This is a genomic window from Puia dinghuensis (genome assembly GCF_014642875.1).
Lineage (GTDB): Bacteria > Bacteroidota > Bacteroidia > Chitinophagales > Chitinophagaceae > Puia > Puia dinghuensis.
The window spans coordinates 17,885-38,448 of the sequence record NZ_BMJC01000003.1 but is presented as its reverse complement, the minus strand read 5'-3'; the positions used below and the strand labels follow the sequence as shown (position 1 = coordinate 38,448).

Genomic DNA, 20,564 nt, shown 5'->3' with positions numbered 1-20,564 from the left:
AGCGCAAGTAATATTGCGCTTTTTGATTTAATTTACCGCAAAACAAACTGATGAATACACACCCCCTCAATCTTGCGCTACGCTTCCTGCTGGAGTTGGTCATGCTGGCCGTTATCGCATTTTGGGGCTATCACCGCTTCCCCGGTTGGCAAGGCGTAGCCGCCTCTATCACCCTTCCAGTCATAGCAGTGATTCTTTGGGGTGTCTTCCGGATTCCGACTGACCCGCGTCCGGCGCCGGTGGCCATTCCTGGACCGCTTCGCCTGCTGCTCGAATGGGCATTGTTTGCGGCGGCGGTCTGGGCGCTGGAAGACCTGGGATATGACACTGGGGCTTGGTTTCTGGCGGGAATACTGGCGGGTCATTACCTTTTCAGCTATGACCGTACGGCGTCGATGCTGCGGAACAGACCGTACAAGGGATTTGTCAAGTAATCCTAACGAACACCTGTGCCACACGAGCCTTATTACCGTACAATCCATTGTATCACAACCGTACACCAGCCGGGAAAGCCCTCGCCAACTAATTGATTAGTAAACCGTAATTTATTGGCATTCTCTGTGTTGCGGTAAACGCAACCATCCCCCACCGACATGCTAAAAAACTACTTCCTGGTCGCGCTCAGGAACCTACGCCATAACAAGCTGTTCTCCCTGATCAATATCCTTGGTCTCGCCATCGGTATCAGCGCCTCCCTGGTCATCTTCCTCATCGTCCAGTACGACTTCAGCTTCGACCGCTTCGAACCCGATGGCGATCGTATCTACCGGGTCGTGAGCGACAATGTATATCAGGGCAATACTGGCCACACACGCGGCACGCATGCCCTCCTTGCTGATGTCGCAAAAAAAGAGCTGACGGGGGCCGATCTGGTGGTGAGCTTTCGCTATTACAATGCGGGTAAGCTGGTCGTGCCGGGCAACGAGGCCGCAAGCCCGTCCGCAGGCCCGGGCACAAATCCCGCAAATCCGGCAACCTTCCACAATCCGAAGCACCTCATCTTCGCCGACGAGGCCTATTTCAAGCTGCTGCCGTATCAGTGGCTGGCCGGTTCACCTGCCACCGCACTGGCCGAACCGGGTCGCGTAGTCCTCAGCGAGAGCAGGGCGCTACTATATTTCCCCAACCAACCCCTTAATAGCATTGTCGGGCGGACCCTCACCTATGACGACACCCTGACCGCCCAGGTAACCGGGGTCGTTCGGGACTTCGACAGCCTGCAGCGCACCGATTTCAACTTTAAGGAATTCCTCTCCCTCGCCACCGTGCTGGACAACCCTGCCTTGCGCAAGCAGTTCTACTGGGACAAGTGGAGCGCTACTTCAAGCGACCAGCAGTTGTATCTCAGGCTGGGTAAAGGCGTGAAGCCGGCCGCCATTGAAGCTCAACTAAAGGCCTTCTGCAACAAGTACGAAGGGGAGAGCGAGAAGAAAAACAATTTCACAGAGACATGGCGCCTTCAACCGATGAGCGATCTCCACTTTAACCGCGATTATGGGAATTTCAATGTCGAGCTCGCCGACAAACCCACTCTGTATGGACTCATGCTGATCGCCGCTTTTCTCCTGCTGCTAGCCAGCATCAATTTTATCAACCTGACGACCGCGCAGGGTACGCAAAGGGCCCGGGAGATCGGCATCCGCAAAACACTGGGAAGTACGCGTCGTCAGTTGGTCCTCCAGTTTCTGAGCGAGACCTTCCTCATCACGCTGGCGGCTACCATGCTTTCCATCCTGTTGACCCCCCTGCTTCTAAAGGCCTTCGCCGATTTTATTCCGACGGGACTCCATTTCTCACTGACCCAACCTTTCCTCACTGTCTTTCTCGGTCTTCTGGTCCTGCTGGTCAGCTTGCTGGCAGGCATCTACCCAGCCCTCGTGCTGTCCTCCTCCAAGGTACTGGTGGTACTGAAGAACCAGGCCTATGCCGGGACGGCCAAGACTCGCGGCGCATGGGTGCGCCAGGGGCTCACCGTCTCTCAGTTCGTCATCGCACAGTTCTTTATTATGGGTGCCCTGCTGGTGAGCAAACAGATAAGGTATATGCTGGACAAGGACCTGGGGTTTAACAAAGAGGCGATTCTGAGTTTCCAACTACCTTACAGGGATACGTCAATGCTGCGGCGAGTCTATATGCTCGACCAGGTGAAGCGGCTGCCGGGTGTCCGTATGGCCAGCCTTGCGAATGACGTGCCCTTTGGCTGGGGCTGGTGGACACAGGGCATGGAATATAAGGATGGAAAGAAGGATATCCAGTTAGCCATGGAAATGAAGGCGGGGGATCCCAACTATCTCAGGATGTTCCGGATCCCGTTGTTGGCTGGCAGGGACCTGCTGCCAAACGACACGGCAAGGGAGCTCGTCATCAATGAAGCTGCCGTGCATGCCCTGGGCTTCCGCCAGCCACAAGAGGCCATCGGCAAAATGATCAACTGGGACGACCGCCTTATGCCCATCGTAGGGGTGATGCGCGATTTCCATGCCCATGCCCTGAGCTTTGAGATCAAGCCCATGGCCCTTTGCAGGATGATGAATCGGGCGAATGACCTTATCGTCACCCTGCGGACGAAGGGGGAAGGCGGTGGGCATGGAGAAGACTGGCAAGGGACCATTGCGGCGATGAAGACCCTTTTTGCAAGTACCTATCCGCAGGATGAGTTTAGCTACAACTTCCTGGATGAAAGCATCGCCAACAGCTATAACGGCCAGCAGCGTATCTCCCGGTTGTTGCGCTGGGCCACGGGTCTTACCGTCTTTATCAGCTGTCTAGGTCTGCTGGGTCTGGTCATCTATGTCACCAACCGGCGCACGAAGGAGATCGGCATTCGGAAGGTGCTCGGCGCTTCCGTGACACAGATCACTGCCATCCTCTCAAAGGAGTTCCTGTTGCTGGTCGCCATCGCCTTCGCCATTGCTACCCCGCTCTCCTGGTGGGCCACCCACGCCTGGCTTCAGGATTACGCCTATAAGACGACGCTCAGTTGGTGGGTCTTCGCACTGGGCGGCGGCGCGCTGCTGCTGATCGCTCTCATCGTCATTTGTCTTCGCACCTTCCGTGCCGCCACGGCCAACCCCGTCAAGTCGCTGCGTAGCGAATAAGAAATAAAAAGGCCATCTCGTCAAGAGATGGCCTTCTATGATCTTCCACTCTTTTTCTGCTGTTTTCTTCGGCGACTTGCAATCAAGCCCGAGGTCAGCAGCTTCGGGTTGCCATGCTGCTACCCGTACACACCTTCTTTTCTAGCCTATATTACCAAATTGTTACTCACTAGGGGTTCAAAGGCCATTTTGTGTATGCGCATACAGAAACCAACTCGTATGCCATCGAAAGATATCGACAGACAGTTATTCTATATATATCAAATTGTTTTTTAACCAAATACTTAAAACACGTATACGTATGAACATTCGATTTCTGCTTATGGTAGGAGTATGGTTATCGTGCATTAGCTTTTCCCGGGCTAATATGCCAGACCATTACATGTATCACCAGGTTGCCTCAGGGGAGCCTGTTAAAGGAACAGTGATTGGCCCGGATGGCACACCTATTGCCGGCGCCACAGTTAAATCACTTTCCACCAAACAAATGACAACAACCAATGAAAAGGGAGAATTTACCCTGCCTGCAACCGATGGCGAAAAACTCATGATCACTGTTGTTGGCTACAGCGATCAGGAAGTAACAGTCAGCGGCACATCCTTGAAGGTGACCATGACAATTGGCAACAGCCAGCTCGGAGAGGCGGTAGTTATAGGTTATGGGAGTCGTAGAAAGTCTGATTTAACCGGTGCGTTGGTTCAGTTGAAGGCTGATAATATACGGCAAGGGGTTACCATTTCTGCAGACAACATGCTTCAGGGTAAAGTGTCAGGCGTACGTATCGCGCAATCAAGTGGTGAGCCCGGTGCGGGTGTTGATGTATTCATCCGTGGTGTGGGTTCTATCCGCAGCGGCAGCACACCGCTTTTCGTGGTAGATGGCGTACCCCTCAGCAATGATAACGTCAGCGCAGGCAGCCCCGATCTGGGTATGGGTAGCACGGATGCCAAGAATCCACTCAACTTTCTGAATACGAGTGATATCGAGACCATCACTGTATTGAAAGACGCTTCTGCTGCGGCCATCTATGGCGCCAGGGGTTCTAATGGCGTAGTGCTCATTACTACCAAACGTGGTAAAAAGGGCGATCCCTCATTAACCTACGATACCTATGTGGGTACCTCTTCTGTTATCAGGAAGATCAGGGTGCTGACTGCTTCAGAATACCGGAAGGCACTGCCCAGTCCGACTTTCGATCACGGTGGCAATACTGACTGGCAGGATGCGATCTTCCGCAATGGCTTTATACAAAACCACAACCTGTCGTTTGCGAAAACTACTGCTACAGGCAGCTTTAATGCATCGCTTTCCCGCCTCGATCAGAATGGTATTGTAAAGAATAGCGACTTCAATAGGACGACCGCCAGGTTGAATGCCGAAGAATCGTTCTTCGACAACAAGCGGTTGATCGTTAAAATGAACCTGACCGCCAGCAATATCGATGAAAGTGGTATACCCAACGGAAATACTGCCGGGTCAGACGGACAGTTTATGATGTACGCCCTGATGGCCAATCCCACCAGGACTATATATGATTCTACCGGCAAATACACCAATTTCAACATGATCCAGTTGTTCAATCCCCTATACGTGCTCAGCGTATATGATGACAGAACCAATACTTTCCGGGTGTTGGGCAATGTGGAAGCCACGTTGCGTTTGTTACCGGGATTGACCTACCGTTTCAATTTGGGGCTCGATAAATCAACTTCGGAGCGTAATACGACCATATACCCTAACGTTACCGACAGAACCCCCCAGGGCGAATATGTACAAAACGACCTGAAATATTTGACTACTTTGCTGGAACATTACCTCACCTATAATCTGGCTATTCAAAAACACCAGGTAGAAGTATTAGGTGGGTTTTCCTATCAAAAGTTCAACGCCGCAGGTACGGCTTTCGGTATGCAGAACATTGCCGCACAGAATGCAGGTGTACCGCCCATGTATAATCCGGGTTATTCCGGTACGCCCATCAGCCCTAGCGGTTACGCTCAGGAGAACGAGCTGCAATCTTACTTCGGACGTTTGAACTACAACTACGACAATCGGTTTCTGCTTACTGCATCTATGCGTGCAGACGGTTCTACCCGTTTTGGTGCCAATAACAAATATGGTTACTTCCCCTCTTTTGCAGCGGGCTGGAATCTTACCCGCGAATCGTTTCTTCAAAATGTTTCCGCGATCAGGAGCCTGAAGCTGCGTGCCAGCTGGGGACAAACCGGTAACCAGGAAGTTCCCAACAAAATTACCCAGGCCAGCTATTCTTTATCAACGGCCTCTGGATATTACCTGGATGGCACTAACCTGGTGAATGGACTTGTAGTCAACCGTACCGCCAACCCCAATCTCAAGTGGGAGCTTGTTGAACAATACAACGTGGGTCTTGACTTCGAACTCTTCAGGAACAAACTGTACGGTTCACTGGAGTATTATAACAAAACCACAAAAGATCCTATCCTGAACATCCCTTCACAACCATTAAGCCCCACCAGTACCGTATGGGCGAATGTGCCTGGCCAGATCGTGAACAAGGGTTTTGAGCTTACACTGGGTTCCCAGCTGATCAGCAGAAAAGACCTCTCATTGACTGTTGATGTAAACGGATCTACACTGAAAAACACCATCAAAGGCCTTCCTGTTTCCCAATTATTTTCTGGTAGCATCTCAGGTCCGGGGCTTTCCGGTGTAACAGCAAACATCTATACAAATGGCTATGCGGCAGGCTCATTCTATATGTTAAACCACCTGGGCTACGACCAAAATGGAAAGGATATATTCTCAGCGAACAAGCAGATCTTTCAGGGGGCAATTCCGACGTTCAACTTCGGCTTCAATAGCCTGCTACGCTATAAGACCCTTGATCTGGGGATTTCCTTCATTGGACAAACCGGTGGGTACCTGTTCAACAACACCGCGCTCGAGCTGAACATCAACAACCTGTCAACAGACCGCAACGTGCTGAAAAAATATGTCGATGCTCACGCAAACCTTGGCAACCCGGTAACCGTGTCGTCCCTGTACCTGGAGAAATCAGATTTCCTCCGTCTCAACAATCTCCGTTTGGGAAATACCTTTACTTTCAAACAACTCCCCTGGATGCAATCGTTCAACTTATATGTAAGCGCTCAGAATCTGTTTACCATCACTAAGTATTCCGGCTACGATCCTTTGGTGAATACTGACAAAAATGCAAACGGTAACCAGTCGCTGGGTGTTGATTATGCTACCTATCCCGCGGCAAAAACATTCCTGTTAGGCGCAACGATCAAATTTTAAATCATTTGGAATATGAACAAGAAATCATTTAAACTGAAAATAGCCTGCGTTTTTCTTATAGTGGCTATGGCAGCCTGTACCAAACTTAAAGAACAGGTAATTGATGAAGTGCTGGGCTCCAGTAGTGCAAGTCCTCAAAATTCGCTGGCCGCGGCATACGGACAAATGGACAATGGAACATTTGTAAACCATGCCCAGACATTTGCCCTGCAGGAATATTCAACTAACGAAGCGATATTGCCTACACGTGGCAGCGACTGGGGTGACGGTGGTATTTATCGCGCTATTCATGAATTCACCTGGGATGGGACTAATTCTATGATCACCAACACCTGGAATAGCCTTAATCTCGGTATCACCGAATCGCTCACTGCCATCAACAGCGTTAACCAATCGAATGATCCCAACAAGGCTCAGCTGCTGGCGGAAGCCAAAGCCCTGCTGGATCTATACACTTTTCATGCCTTAGACCTGTTTGGCCAGGCGCCTTACCGCGACCCCAGCTCAGCCAATGCTCCACTGCAGGTGAGAAAAGCAGCAACAGCCATCGACAGTCTGATCACAGATGTGGAGTCATTAATACCTGCTCTGGCGAACATCGGCCAGAATAATACGGGTAATGGGCGTTTCACCAAACAGGCTGCTTATGCCCTGCTGGCGGATATGTACCTTAACCGTGCTGTGTTCAAAGACCGTTATAATACCAGCGGTTTTAATTTTAGTGAAGCAGCGGTTGATGGCAACGGAACGGACATGGATAAAGTGATCACTTACACTTCCAATCTGATTGGGTCGGGACAATTTAAGCTGGAAAGCAACTTTTTCCACAATTTCGATATTCAGAACTCGAACGGAACTGAGCTCATCTTTGTAATAACCCAGCATGTGAGCACCCTCACCGGCAGCAGCAATAATTTTGCTTATATGCCTATGGAAAGGAATCAGAAACCTACTCCGGCCAACCGGGGTACCAATGCCTCCTGTATTACCCCCGAGTTTTATCATACGTGGGATAACAATCATAACGATCCGCGCTTTCAAAGGCATTATCAATACGCCGATGGCACCTGGTTTATGAACGACGGTACTGATGTTAGCGTACCGGTTACCACTGCTGTAGTGGGAGGTGCTACATTGCCCTGGTTCCATTACAACCGCGGTTTGCAGGTTGGTCAACAGTATGGACCAAGCCTCTCGGGATCTACTGACTATCAACGTACACCCGACGGACGTATCAAAGTAAATATGCTGTATTGCGAAAAGGCGCCCACCCAACTGATGAACTTTACACCCGATCTTAATTTTGACGATCCCACTCAGGGAGTATTCACCCAGCTGGAGATCAATCGCGGTGTCCGGCCATTCAAATTTGAGTTTGATCCGACAGGCCTTAACAGTAGAAGCAATTGCGCTATTCCGATGTATCGTCTTGGCGGTATGTATTGTATGCGCGCAGAAGCTTATTTACGCAAAGGCCAAACCACGCAGGCTTTGGCTGATGTTAATGCCCTGCGTACCAGCCGGACGCGTGAGGCGCTCTATGCCAATGCTCCCGGAACAGCGCTTACTTCTATTGACATGCCAACGCTCTACAATGAAACCGGGTTTGAAATGTATTGGGAACAGTACAGAAGAAAAGCTTCGATCCGCTTCGGCACCTTCGAGGCAGCAGGTACGACAAAACCCGTATCTCAGCCTTTCCGCCGTATTTACCCCATTCCCCAGTCTACAATGGATGCTTCAAAGTTATTTACGCAGAATACTGGCTATTAGAAATAGAAGTCTGTAAATGATCTTCATGAGGCCGTCTCAAAGTAAATTGAGGCGGCCTTTTACTTTCATTTTTTTAGAAGGGAAGAACTTTATCGAGACATCCTGATCAAAGAGGTCGTTCTCTGGATGTGCTGGCCAGTGGCCGGTTTCAGCGATCCTTTAAAAGAAAAATGCTCCGAATATTCAGAGCATTCCCATATGGTACCGTGTCGGGGAACTGGATCGAACACTTTTCGAAATTTGTTGAAAGTTTGCTTTTTATAAGTCGCTATAGATTGCCGGGTTTGCGATAGCAAATAAATAATAATGCGAACTCATGGACGGATTGCGTGCCACGTCTGGCGTACCAAAGGTGTTCGAATTCCTCGACGGGCGATGAGGCAATAGCCCATCGGCTATTTTCCGCTATATTTCGCCATTCGGCCAGTAGCTTATTGCCTGCAGTATCTGCCACATTAACTCATCCAACTTCTTGCCGAAAACGGCTTTATAGGACCGTGTATTCACGATCACGGACCCACAAAAGCCATCATGCGTCCTGACCACCAGGGACTGTAGTCCCGGAAAGCCGCCACCATGAGAGTAATCGCCGTATTTGTTTACAAACCATCCCTTGGCGTAGTCCGGGTTAAACGCGGGTGGCGAGAACATCGTGTCCAGTGTGGCCCGTTCCAAAATATCTGCCTTTTGTGGAAATTTATCCACCCGCATGATGAATTTAACCAGGTCAGTCGGCGTGGCTATCCATCCTCCGTTCGAATACAATCTGCGCGCATCAAACAAGGTGTAGGGATCATTCTGACTGTCATAATAGTGCACTTCTCCCGGCAACCGATCTGCAAGGGTATTGCCACCCATCTGCATATCCGTTATTCCGCAAGGCTGCAATACGGTTCTACGAACAAATTCTTCGTATTTCATCCCTGTTACCTTTTCGATCACCCGACCCAGCAGATCAAACCCGAAATTAGAGTATTGGAAGTGCGTGCCCGGCTCATGCTTAAGCGGCTGATTACCGACTGCCCAACTGATCAACGCATCCAGGTCCATCTCACGATGCAGAAACACGGGATCCCGATCATTACTCTGGTCCTTCATGTTATGATTACCAAAATCGGCCCACCCACCGCCCAAATGCTCCAATAAATGCTCCACCGTAATTTCCTCTACCCATCTTTTGTAAGGATAAGTTCCGTAAGTAGTTCCGAGAATTGCGCCTGGCCCGAAGACCTTATCCTGAAGGTGCAATTTACCTTGTTCGACTAATTTCATGATGGCCGTAGTAGTAAAGGTCTTGCTGATACTGGCAATCCGAAAACAGTTGCCGGGGTTCATCAATTCCTTCGTTTCTTTATCGGCATAGCCGTAACACCGCTTAATTTTAATGCTGTCATTTCTGGCAATGGTGAACGACAGTCCTGGAATATTATACTTATTCATAAAAGCGGCCACGAGGTTATCAACCGTTCTTATATTCTCTGGCAAGAAGCCAACCGGTATGGGCTCATTTGCTTTTGGCGACCGCGTGCATGAACTTATCACCATTGTTACTATGCATAACAAACCGAAATGATAAAATCGCAAATTCTTCATGTGACAAAAGAGTTATTTTCTTTGAGAACAACAAAGGAGCCAATATCATTTTTGATTGTTGCACAATGAATTATTCAATAGCAGGTAAAAGAAGCTGCATGATAAGCGCACACTTTCTGTTCACTATCGGACACCTCCTGGCGCGACCTTCAAAATTTTACTGAGAAGTAGGTTATTCCCTCCTACGATGTTGCAATATTTTGATCTCTTAAGGTGTTCGAAGTACTCGCCGACTGGCTTAAGTTCAGTTTGTCACGAGATGTCAGAATCTCAAAGCAAAATGTGACCATACTCTATTTTTTAAACGAAAATATCCATGGAAGCAGCCCTGGTTCTGCAAATGCACTGTTTGCACCACTCTTGTGGTTGGCGTTTGGATATTCAGTATACTTCGCATTCTTCGCGCCAACGGCTTGTAAAGCCTTGATTAAATCCCTATCGGGCTGGGGATCGATAATTTCATCAAGCGCCCCATGAAAGATCCAAATGGGGACTCCAGCCGCTTTTTCAGTATACACTTTTACGTTGGCCTGCGCGACAATCGGAAATACCGCTGCAAAATAATTCGGATAATGAATCGCCAAATCATAGGTTCCGAAACCGCCAAGTGAATTGCCGCCGAGATAAATTCTCTTTTTATCAGCGATCCTGTTTCGAACCAGGCTATCCATTAATAACTTTACCAAACGCTCGGGAGTGGTAAGATCGTATGTGTTTAATGAGCGGTTCCGCACGTCCGCTGCCGTCGTATCCGTCATTTTCGTAAACCTGCTCCAAGAACTATCCCGAGGGCATTGTGGGAAAACAACAATGGCCGGGAATCGTTTTCGCAAGGTGTCTCTTAAGAACAGCGTGCCGCCGAACTCGAGCTGGTGTTCATTATCATTTCCCCTATCGCCGCCGCCATGCAGGAAAACAATTAAAGGGTAGGCTATTTCTCTTTTATAGTTTTCGGGATATAAAATCCGGTAGCGCAATGTATCTGCTCCCCGAATAAATAATTCTTTCTTATATGCGCTGAAATCCTGCGCCTGTGAGAAATGAATGCTTATTAATAGCGTAAGAAGGGGAACAATTCTTTTCATACCTATATTTTGGAAATTACGATTAATTTGGAAATCCCCCCAAAAGAATACCGTTCTCTAAATGGATGTAGGTCAACATTTTGAGTTATCCCCCGTTTTGAGTGGTGCACGATTCTGATACAGCACCTGTATGTTTTTAGCGGAGTGGGTTATTGTTGGAGACAATAGTTGGCGGGTAAATGTGGCACACGAATTTGCTTGATCTGAAAAAATGGTGTTTGTATAAAATTGATAATAAAGCGAGAAGGCCACCTCTATAAGAGATGGCCTTCAAAAATCTGTGCCACAAATTGCGTGTACCCTGTCGGGGAATTGGTTCGAACATTTCGAGCGGTTTGTGCAACAGATTACCTATATCAGGGGATTCATAATACCTTCAATTTCAGGAAATCTTTAGCAAGTGGGGGCTGGAAAACGTGCCACAATGTGCCACACCATCAATTCGGCGGGAGACTCGTTTTTTGCTTAAAATGGAGGTCGGATCGGGTGGGATTGCAACAATCCCTCCGACAACAACTAAAACTTCCCGACATTTTACCTCGACAAAAATAATTGCATATAAATTTGCGCAACTCAAAAGTTGCATATATATTTGCAACCTGAAGGTTGCGTAATTAAGTATTGAAAAATGAAACAAGACATATTCCAAGCCATAGCTGACCCAACACGGAGGGCTATTTTAACTTTAATTGCTATTCAATCATTAACGCCAAATGCAATGGCGGAAAAATTTGATATGAGCCGACAGGCAGTATCAAAGCATATTAAGGTATTACAAGAATGCGAATTGATTAAACCTGAGCCATCTGGCAGAGAGATTTATTATCATTTTAATCCAAAAAAAATGCAAGAGTTTGACGATTGGTTAGCCCAATTCAGGAAAATTTGGGAAACTCAATTTAATCAACTTGACGAGATATTATCAACAATTAAAAAAAAGAAAAAATGACAAACAGTTTGCTATTTGATTTTACCGTAGACAAAGCAACAAAAACGATACTCATAACCAGAGAGTTTGATGCCGGCCTTTCACTGGTATGGGATGCTTTTACCAAACCAGAAATTCTTGACCAATGGGTGGCAGCTAAACCATGGACGTCAAGGACAAAATTTATGGACTTCAAGGTTGGTGGACGAAGATTTTATGCGATGATAAGCCCTGAAGGACAAGAGCGTTGGGGAATTCAGAAATACACTTCAATTAGCCCCAAAACCAATTTCAAAATGTTTAATGCTTTTGCTGACAAAGACGAAAACCCTGAATTACCCGGTTCTGATTGGGATTACACCTTTAGCGAACAGAACGGAAAGACAACCGTGCGCATTACTATTTATAATGAATCTCTTGCCCGCATGGAGAAAATGATTGAAATGGGCTTCGAAGAAGGATTTAAGATGTCAATAAACAATTTAGAAGATCTGTTGGCAACATTATCCGGGAAATGATTTCTGTTGAAAATATTTTGAATAAACTTTTAATAGAACAAACAATTTAACAAGCTAAAATATTGTAACTATGGCACTAATCAATCCTCACATTAATTTCAACGGAAATGCCGAAGAAGCATTTACCTTTTACAAATCAGTATTTGGCGGAGAGTTTGCAAAAGTTATTCGTTTCAAAGACCTTGCAAGCCCTGAATTCCCGATAGCGAAAAAAGAAGAAAATAAAATTATGCATATTGCTTTACCTATCGGTAAATGCAATATGTTGATGGCAAATGATGTTCCGGAAAGTATGGGAAGAACAAACGAGAATGAGAACAGAAGTAAAATTGTAATAACTGCGGAAAGTAAGGAAGAAGCAGACAAATTATTCAATAGGCTTTCAGTGGGAGGACAAATAGAAGGGCCTATTGGTGATAGTCCCTGGGGTTCATATTTTGGTTGTTTTAGAGACAAATACGGCATTGAATGGATTGTGGAATTTGACTCCTGAAAGGAATCCCATCTTTGTCTTGTCAATAAAATTCAAACAAAAGCTAAATCACGTTATGCAAAATTTACTCAAAACGAATAATCCACTTAGATCAATACTGCTAATTGTAGTCATTATATTGACAGCATCCCGATCAAACGGGCAGCAAATCAAACCTTCCAACAGTGGGTACGCACCTGTTAATGGCATCAAAGTTTATTACGAAGTATATGGCGAGGGTAGGCCTATCGTTTTATTACACGGAGCCTTTTACACGATCGGTATGAACTGGAGCCAATTAATCCCTGATCTGTCAAAAACCAGGAAAGTAATTGCCATTGAATTTCAAGGACATGGGCATACTCCCTTTTCAGATAGAAAATTATCGATTACTACTTTAGCAAGTGATGTGGAGGGTGTGATGGATTACCTGAAAATTGACAGTGCTGATGTAGCAGGATATAGTATGGGCGGCTCTGTAGCTTACCAGTTTGCTGTACAAAGCCCTAGACGCTTAAGAAAATTAGTGATCATTTCTTCCACCTATAAAACAGATGGTTGGTTACCCATAGTAAACAGCGCGTTTGAAAATTTTAAACCCGAATTTTTTGATAATACGCCTATAAAAACCGGATACGATGCAGTGGCGCCTGATAAAACAAAATGGACGAACTTCTTAAAGCAGATGTTTGACTTCGCTAAAGTTCCATTCAACGTGGGGGACTCGAATATTGCGAAAATTGCTGCGCCTGTATTAATTATATCGGGTGACAATGACGGACTGGATAAAATTGAGTTGATGAAAACATATCAATTGTTGGGTGGTGGTGTTGCCGCAGACCTGCACCCAATGCCAAAATCGTATTTGGCCATTGTTCCTTCGCAAGGGCATGTGAGCCTGATGATGCAAACAAAAATAATCTTAGGCTACCTGAATGACTTTTTGAAATAAACATAATCATATCTGGCAGTAAAAAGATGCATCAGGTTTTCCCGAATTGGATTTCATAATTTAGTCTTCAAAAATCTCTTTTAATACATTTTTTGCGCCTTCCATAATGCCCACGCCTTTCCACGCTGCCAAGTTGCCTCATCTAAATTCAATTGATTTATCACACGCTGTCCTTAAAGCAGTATCCCAAATCCCGGTGGCAGGCTTTTCGCCAATAATATCTTTAAGGACGCTAATTGCATCCTGGGTCCGATCATCGTATATCAATGACCGGGCTTTAAGGGTTGTGGGTTAACTCAGACATACCTTAGCATATTTTCGTAAATGTGATAAACGATATGAGAAACTCTCGTCAGAGGTTTACTACTCACGAGAAATCAGTTATTCTAAATGCGGTTCATCTTAACGGTCTAGAGCCGACATTGCGGAAGTATCATTTGACTTTAGAGGTCCTAGTTCGTTGGCAAAAGAAATTTAAAGGAAGTAATGTAGCTAATGCAATTCCAATTATTAAGGAGGCCCGAAGAAAGCCAAAAGCTGTAAAAACAAAACTTGAGCAGCCAGAAATAAGCGAGAAAGAGGACGCACTTCTTAGACTCGTGGCATCTCTCATTGTACAGTGCGTCCTTGATGAAGATGCACCTAACCGTTAGCGCATTTTATTGAGTGAAAGCGTAACCCCTGTAGGGGAAGTCGAACACTTGGCGAATCCACTCAATTACTTAGTTGATAGTGAATTGGGCTTCCACTTTTACTTTAGACTCAACTAAATGATTTCGCAACTCATTGATAAGGGTAATCAAACCTGCACTCAGAAGTTATTGATTTGCAGTAAATAAGAAGCCCCAAATGTCAATTTGGGGCTTGCTAAGAAATTTATGTACCGCGTAGGGCACTACTCATGGCTTAACTGCTCTTTTTTTGCACACCTAACAAATGCCTGTGTTATTCATTCATTTTTAATTGTTTATAACGTGTTCGTTTGCTAGTTGCCGTTAAACGAAGTGTGAAAAAATATCAATTAGTGAAGAAAAAACGACCACGAAACCGGCCACCTATTTAGCGGTTTAACCTATATTTACCGAAATCCGCACCCATGATAAAGGTAAATTTCAATCTCAGGCTGCAAGATTCCAAAGACCCGGAAAATATATACATGGTCCTACGTTGGGACGGCAATAGGTACAGGTATCCCACCAAATGGAAAGTAAAGCCCCTTCACTGGAATAAGAAGGCCCAAAAGGTCAACGCCATCGACGAGGTAATGAAAAATGACATTAACCGGAACTTGCAGGAATTGAAGATAACCGCCCAAAGGATATACACTGCTGCCGTAGCTGACAATTTGCCGATCACAGCCGCACTATTAAAAGAACGCCTGGACCTGCACACGGGCAGAAAGGTCGTTGAAACCGTTACCTTTTGGAGTTTTGTAAACAAGTTTATTGAGACCGCTCCCACGCGGATACTTCCCGACACAGGGAAGAAGGTAAGCAGGCGAACCATTCAACGGTACAACACTGCCAGAAATATATTGCAGGAATATGAAAAGGAGAGCGGCAATAAATTGACCTTTGACCACCTGGACCTGGATATGCTTACCGACTTCAAGCAATGGCTTACAAGCGGCAAGGAATACGCCGCTAACACTGTCGCCAAATACATAGAGACGCTAAAGACGTTTCTAAACGCCGCCGCTTCTGAAAAGATCACCGTTAACTTGGACTATAAAAGCCGGTCCTTCAAAGCCAAAAGGGAGGACGCGGATTCTGTTTATTTGGATGAAGCCGAATTAGCCAAGATCGCCGCCCTGCAATTGTCGGATCAGCCGCGCCTTGACCGGGTGCGGGATTTGTTTATGATCGGCGCATATACCGGCCTTCGATTCTCCGACTTTATGCAATTGCAACCCCATCACTTCAAAAACGGGTTTATTGATCTTACCCAAACCAAAACAAACAACCCTGTAACGATACCCATACACCCCAAAGTGAAGGAGATATTCGATAAGTATAAAGACACACGCCCGCCGAAAATTTCAAACCAAAAATTTAACGACTATATAAAGGACGTTTGTAAAGAGGCAAAGATTACGGAGTTAGTAGAAATAACTCAGACCAAAGGCGGCGCGACCGTAAAGACGGTAGCCGAAAAGTATAAGTTAGTGAGCAGTCACACGGGCCGCCGCTCATGTGCGACTAACCTGTACAAAAAAGGCTTACCCATTCAAACCATTATGGCGATCACCGGCCACAAAACAGAAAAGGCATTTCGCATATATATCCGCCTCAGCAAATTGGAACACGCGGAAATGATCAGTAAGGTATGGGACAATGAAGAAATAAAGCAAACCGCATAACTACCGGCTTCCATGATAGACATAGAAAAGATAGCAGACAACATACGACCGAAGGAAACTATATACAAGCAGATACCCGATACAGACCCGGACAAGATATTTAAAAATCGGGTGTACCAGGACCGACCATACTATAGAGACATATTTCAGGCCAGGGATATAAAGGATTTGAACAAACGAAAGGAGTATCTTTTATCTGTCATTGACCAGGAGAACGAAAAGGACAGAACACCCCAATACGTTACACGCCCTCAAATTATCCTCAACGGCAAACCGCTTACCGGACCAGAAAAGCACCTGTCGGAAAAGATACGTTTAAAGCCTATTAAAGCCCTAATTAACCAATGCGAAGTGGAGATAAGACAGGTTAACGATTTGTTGCGGATCGGGCAAATTATAACCGAATGCCAACGCCTTGGCACAAACGAACGGCTGTATTTCCTGCACTATGCCAAAGAAGGACAGGTTAACAACGAATACGCCCCACTGCAATTTTACACGCCCGAAGAATTTGCCCGGATCGTAGAGACGGCAGCAAGTGAGATACCCGCAACCCGCCCGCCAGCTGGTGAGCTGGCCGCCGATCCGGGAGCGGTCCCCATCATCCCGACCAGGGCCGTCGCGCTTTATTTCTACTATGTCACCCTATCAGGCGGCCAGACGGTCCGCAAGACCAACGCCCGGCAGCTGGCGGAACGATTCGGCAAGACTTCCCCCAATAGCGGCAACGACCTGTATAATCACTATCAGGCCATCCAGCGGGATAAGATGGAACGGGTCGGGATTTCCGGCAATGCGAATGCCGCCAAAGCCCGGCTGAGTAATTTACAAATCGCTATCGAATTGCTGAGGGCGGACAAGAATACCGCCGCCGTTAAACTGGCTTTAGCGGAATTGGACGAGCTGAAAAACGCCTACGATAAAAGGCGCTAACCCACTTACTACCCCCTTACTTTTCACTATGTATCGGCCCGCTAACCAGCAGTTTAGCGGGCTTAAAATTGTTGTACCCACTTGCTACCGCCTGACCGCTTAACGCCCGGCGCATTTTGCAGCAGAAACAAAATTTTCTGTTATGCAAATGCAATCCAAACTCTTACAGGTTGAAAGCGTCAGCAGCCAAACGTTACTACAGGCCGTTAGTGACTTGCTGGACCTGAAAATCTCCACGCTGAAAGGATCAGCGGCCCCGAAGGAAACGGACCCGTTTATTACCCGCCAGGAGGTGGCCGACCTGTTTAAAATCTCCCTGCCCACTGTTCATGCCTGGATGAACGCGGGTATCCTCACACCCTACAAGATCGGGAATAAGACCCGTTTCCTGCTCAGTGAGGTAAAGGCCGCCGCCGTCAATGTTGGCAGCAGAAAGGAGGTGGCCCATGCGTAACGTAGTATCCGTCCTGACGAAGAAGGAAGGCGCAATAATGGCCGCCCTGGACGAGCTGGCCGACATTATTGTGCTGCCGGAAAGGAAACACCTGGAACAGATAGAAACGGCCCTGGCCTGCCTGCAAACCTATCCTAACAGGCAATGGGCCTACACCCCCGCGACCAGGGGCAACGGTCGGCGGGAATGGGCAGCCGGTTGTTACGTGACCATCGCCACGGAAATACTAATCCTGTCCATCCTGGAACGGTCCGACAAACCCGATGCCGCCTACAAGGCCCGGCAATACCTGGGCAACGCCTTGCAGGAGATTCAAACCCTGTTCAACTACAAGTAACCAGGACAGGGTAATGATCGACGGTATCCAATTAGTACACTATGCGCCAGACCGGACCCACTTAACGGCCCTATCCTGTTGGGAAGTGCTGGTAAATGAAAAGACCGGCCAGCGGGTGGACGATGTGCGGCGGGCCTCCTTCCGTGGGCTGAACATGGAACTAAAACCCGCCGCCACCGGCTACCGGTTGACCATTAACGGCAGCCTGCACAAGTACCACAACGGCGGGGAGCACAACGCCGACGCCTTCCCGTTTACCGGCCTCCTGGATACGATCAGCGGGCTATGTGCCGCCATTGGCGTAATGCCTGACCGGTTGGAGCTGCACGGTATCGAGATCGGTCTAAATATCCCCTTGCCGTTTACCCCGCTGCGGGTGCTGAACAATGCCGTTTGCTACAAAAACAAACCTTTCCAGCTGATCCATAAACGGAACAAACGCAAGGGCCTGCTTTGCTGCCTTTGGGACTATGATATAAAACTCTACGATAAGGCCGCGCAAAGCGATACGGATTGCGGCGACCTGCTCAGATTCGAAGTGAAGGTGAACAAAATGCGCTACCTGGACGGCTACGGCCTTACCCACCTGGAAGCCCTGACCGATCCGGGCAAGGTGTACCCGCTTATACAAGTGCTGACCGATGCCCTGGGCGGGATCATCTGGACCGACAAGGCCGCCCAGCTGGACCGCATGAACGACCGGGAGCAAAAGCAATGGTTATACCTGGGCAGTCCGGCCAGCTGGGAGGCCATGAACAAGTACCAGCTCCGGGACAGTCGTAAGAAGCTGGCGGCCCTGTTTGGCCGGTATGTCGATCACCCCATTTCTGCGGTCATTGCTCCCCTCCTGGTCACGACCTGGAAGCAGCAATTTGCGGGAAGCAGTGAAGCAGACAACGCCCCACCTTTTCACCGGCTGTCGGAAAAATTGGAAGCAGTCAACCTACCCACTTTTTCACCGCTTGAATGTATCAAAGAAAAGGTGAGAGAGAAGGACCAGGAATTAACGAAACCCCTTGCAGGTTTTTCGGGTAAGGAGGATCTTTATATTAAAAAAATAAATAATGTAACTGGCCCTATCAGTATCCTCCCTTCCCGTCGTTGTATTTCTTGTGGTCGGGATATATCGGGACAGGATAAACGTAGTCGTTTTTGTTCAGAAAAGGTATACGGTCCAAAGGCAAAGCAATGCCGGAACAGGGACAGCAATAAGAGAAGGGACCATAAGCGTATCCTATCCAAAGCCAAACAGGGAAACCGATTGATTAACGTCAGGTACAGGAATAACCAGGGGGCTGTATATACCCTACACCCTACGGAACTAGCCATTAGTCGGGATTGGCTGGATAGGGTAGAGGATATTACGATCTTGCCCCCGGCAGGGGGGCCGAAGGAAGGGGCAGGAAAGGGAACAGGGGAAAAGTAGAGAAGAAAAAGCAAACACATCAAACCATCAACCATGAACGAACAGACAACAAAAGGGAAAAGTAAAAAGCATACACACGACCAGCTGGTCCGGTTCAGAAAAGAATTTGCCATCCTCAAAGGGAAAGGTATGTTACAACGGGAGATAGCCCAACGGTTGGGTATATCGGTAAAGACGGCAAGTACCTGGGCGAAGGAGCTGCCGGTAGGTAGTTACCTGACCATTCGAAACGAGATGCAGAAACGGTTAATAGCCCTTAGCCGGGACAAGGCTACCCCGCCGATGATCCTGTACAACCTTGCGAATGCTTTAACGGGAATAGAAAAGACGATAGCCCGGTACACGGATGGAGCCATACAGCCAACGGGCAATGGATACCAGGGTAGAAAAGGGGCTAAATTGGCCGGGCAGGGAAAAGCAACGGCAACGAAAGGCCCACGGGGGTATAGTTCAAAAACAGTTCAGCCAACTGCGCATAATGGCGGCCTTTAGGTACGAAGCGGAAAAAGTATATTTTCTATCATTTCAGTTTAACCGTATGCCAAAAGTAAAACAAAGCGATACAGCGGGTCAAATGCCCCCGGAAGTACTGAGGGCCTACCACTACCATTTGAAGGGCTTAACGGCCAGGGAAACGGCCAAATTGTTAGACGTATCCACCCGGACGGTCCAGCGGTGGGCGAGCGAATACCGGTTTAAGGAAAAAGCCCGACCGGACACCCTACAGCAGCGAGCCGCCCAGCTGAGGAAACAGGGGTTCAGTTACCAGGAGATAGCCGCGACAATCCGAAAGAGCCGGACTACGGTATACAACTACCTGAAGGCAGCGAAGCGGTAAGTATCTCCTGCAAAGGAGTGTCTTTCATTCAGGAGAATATAAACGGGAATAAAATACCAGGGGGAGCGGGATAAAATATCCGCTTCTCCTGGTGAAATAGACGCTACAGGAATAGAATATCCCCTACCCTGGACCGTAACTTACCGGCAGTAATAAACCTTACACGTTATGAGTAACGCCTTGCTGCTACACTGCAAAGAAACCCACAAACAAACCAACGAAGCCATTGCCGCCGCTTTGAAGATCACCCCCGAACAGTACGAAGAAATAGAGGACGGGGAAGTGTTGATTACCTATAAACAGGCGGAGGCATTGGGCCAGCTCTACGGAACCCACGGGACCAATATTTACACATCGGTTTTACAGCTGGATACCCTGTTAGCCCAACGGCAGGTTATCAAAATACTAAAGTTTGAAAACGACCAGCTGAAAGAGAAGCTAAGAAAGACAGACAGGCCCACACCTGCGAAGAATAAAAAGACAAGAAAAACCACTCCCGCCAGCTAATCCGTGCC

18 protein-coding genes are annotated in these 20,564 nt (G+C 47.6%); 16 read left to right on the top strand and 2 right to left on the bottom strand.

Features of this window, described 5'->3' with window-relative positions; translation table 11 throughout:
* Positions 1-50: 50 nt before the first annotated feature.
* The 4 genes from IEY39_RS13480 to IEY39_RS13465 all read left to right on the top strand — a co-directional run bounded on the left by IEY39_RS13480 (position 51) and on the right by IEY39_RS13465 (position 8,154).
* Positions 51-434 carry a YrdB family protein gene (locus IEY39_RS13480; protein ID WP_188932372.1) on the top strand — a complete coding sequence of 128 codons (384 nt, stop codon included), beginning with the start codon at positions 51-53 and terminating at the stop codon, positions 432-434.
* Between the two features lie 159 nt (positions 435-593).
* The gene (locus IEY39_RS30135; protein WP_188932370.1) at positions 594-3,098 is read left to right on the top strand and encodes an FtsX-like permease family protein; all 2,505 of its coding nucleotides are present in this window, start codon (positions 594-596) and stop codon (positions 3,096-3,098) included.
* A gap of 301 nt (positions 3,099-3,399) precedes the next feature.
* Positions 3,400-6,381: a SusC/RagA family TonB-linked outer membrane protein gene (locus tag IEY39_RS13470; protein WP_188932368.1), complete on the top strand. Its 2,982-nt coding sequence runs from the start codon at positions 3,400-3,402 to the stop codon at positions 6,379-6,381.
* A 12-nt stretch (positions 6,382-6,393) separates the two neighbouring features.
* Positions 6,394-8,154: a RagB/SusD family nutrient uptake outer membrane protein gene (locus tag IEY39_RS13465; protein ID WP_188932366.1), complete on the top strand. Its 1,761-nt coding sequence runs from the start codon at positions 6,394-6,396 to the stop codon at positions 8,152-8,154.
* Positions 8,155-8,559: 405 nt separating this feature from the next.
* Here IEY39_RS13465 and IEY39_RS13460 read toward each other — a convergent pair whose 3' ends face one another.
* Both IEY39_RS13460 and IEY39_RS13455 read right to left on the bottom strand, forming a co-directional pair.
* On the bottom strand, positions 8,560-9,699 hold the full coding sequence (locus tag IEY39_RS13460) for a serine hydrolase domain-containing protein (protein WP_262892860.1): 1,140 nt from the start codon (positions 9,697-9,699) through the stop codon (positions 8,560-8,562).
* Between the two features lie 341 nt (positions 9,700-10,040).
* Positions 10,041-10,832 (bottom strand): carboxylesterase family protein, encoded by a 792-nt coding sequence (locus IEY39_RS13455; RefSeq protein ID WP_188932362.1) that lies wholly within the window; start codon positions 10,830-10,832, stop codon positions 10,041-10,043.
* A 628-nt stretch (positions 10,833-11,460) separates the two neighbouring features.
* Here IEY39_RS13455 and IEY39_RS13450 point away from each other — a divergent pair.
* The 12 genes from IEY39_RS13450 (at position 11,461) to IEY39_RS13395 (ending at position 20,556) form a co-directional block, all read left to right on the top strand.
* Entirely contained in the window at positions 11,461-11,781 is a 321-nt protein-coding gene (locus IEY39_RS13450; protein ID WP_188932360.1) for an ArsR/SmtB family transcription factor, read from the top strand.
* On the top strand, positions 11,778-12,278 hold the full coding sequence (locus tag IEY39_RS13445) for an SRPBCC family protein (protein ID WP_188932358.1): 501 nt from the start codon (positions 11,778-11,780) through the stop codon (positions 12,276-12,278). Before IEY39_RS13450 ends, IEY39_RS13445 begins: the two co-directional genes overlap by 4 nt.
* 70 nt (positions 12,279-12,348) lie before the next feature.
* A complete protein-coding gene (locus IEY39_RS13440) occupies positions 12,349-12,771 on the top strand; it encodes a VOC family protein (RefSeq protein ID WP_188932357.1) in 423 nt (140 codons plus the stop codon).
* A 55-nt stretch (positions 12,772-12,826) separates the two neighbouring features.
* On the top strand, positions 12,827-13,702 hold the full coding sequence (locus IEY39_RS13435) for an alpha/beta fold hydrolase (RefSeq protein ID WP_188932356.1): 876 nt from the start codon (positions 12,827-12,829) through the stop codon (positions 13,700-13,702).
* A 1,096-nt stretch (positions 13,703-14,798) separates the two neighbouring features.
* Entirely contained in the window at positions 14,799-16,061 is a 1,263-nt protein-coding gene (locus tag IEY39_RS13430) for a site-specific integrase (protein ID WP_188932355.1), read from the top strand.
* A gap of 12 nt (positions 16,062-16,073) precedes the next feature.
* Positions 16,074-16,994, top strand: a complete 921-nt coding sequence (locus IEY39_RS13425; RefSeq protein ID WP_188932354.1) for a hypothetical protein — start codon at positions 16,074-16,076, stop codon at positions 16,992-16,994.
* A gap of 142 nt (positions 16,995-17,136) precedes the next feature.
* A complete protein-coding gene (locus IEY39_RS13420; protein WP_188932352.1) occupies positions 17,137-17,448 on the top strand; it encodes a helix-turn-helix domain-containing protein in 312 nt (103 codons plus the stop codon).
* A complete protein-coding gene (locus IEY39_RS13415) occupies positions 17,441-17,785 on the top strand; it encodes a hypothetical protein (RefSeq protein ID WP_188932350.1) in 345 nt (114 codons plus the stop codon). Before IEY39_RS13420 ends, IEY39_RS13415 begins: the two co-directional genes overlap by 8 nt.
* A 13-nt stretch (positions 17,786-17,798) precedes the next feature.
* The gene (locus IEY39_RS13410) at positions 17,799-19,211 is read left to right on the top strand and encodes a hypothetical protein (protein WP_188932348.1); all 1,413 of its coding nucleotides are present in this window, start codon (positions 17,799-17,801) and stop codon (positions 19,209-19,211) included.
* A gap of 33 nt (positions 19,212-19,244) precedes the next feature.
* Complete coding sequence (locus IEY39_RS13405) at positions 19,245-19,703, top strand: response regulator transcription factor (protein WP_188932346.1); 459 nt, start codon at positions 19,245-19,247, stop codon at positions 19,701-19,703.
* A 46-nt stretch (positions 19,704-19,749) separates the two neighbouring features.
* Complete coding sequence (locus tag IEY39_RS13400) at positions 19,750-20,049, top strand: helix-turn-helix domain-containing protein (protein WP_188932344.1); 300 nt, start codon at positions 19,750-19,752, stop codon at positions 20,047-20,049.
* A 168-nt stretch (positions 20,050-20,217) separates the two neighbouring features.
* Entirely contained in the window at positions 20,218-20,556 is a 339-nt protein-coding gene (locus tag IEY39_RS13395; RefSeq protein ID WP_188932342.1) for a hypothetical protein, read from the top strand.
* Positions 20,557-20,564 lie beyond the last annotated feature (8 nt).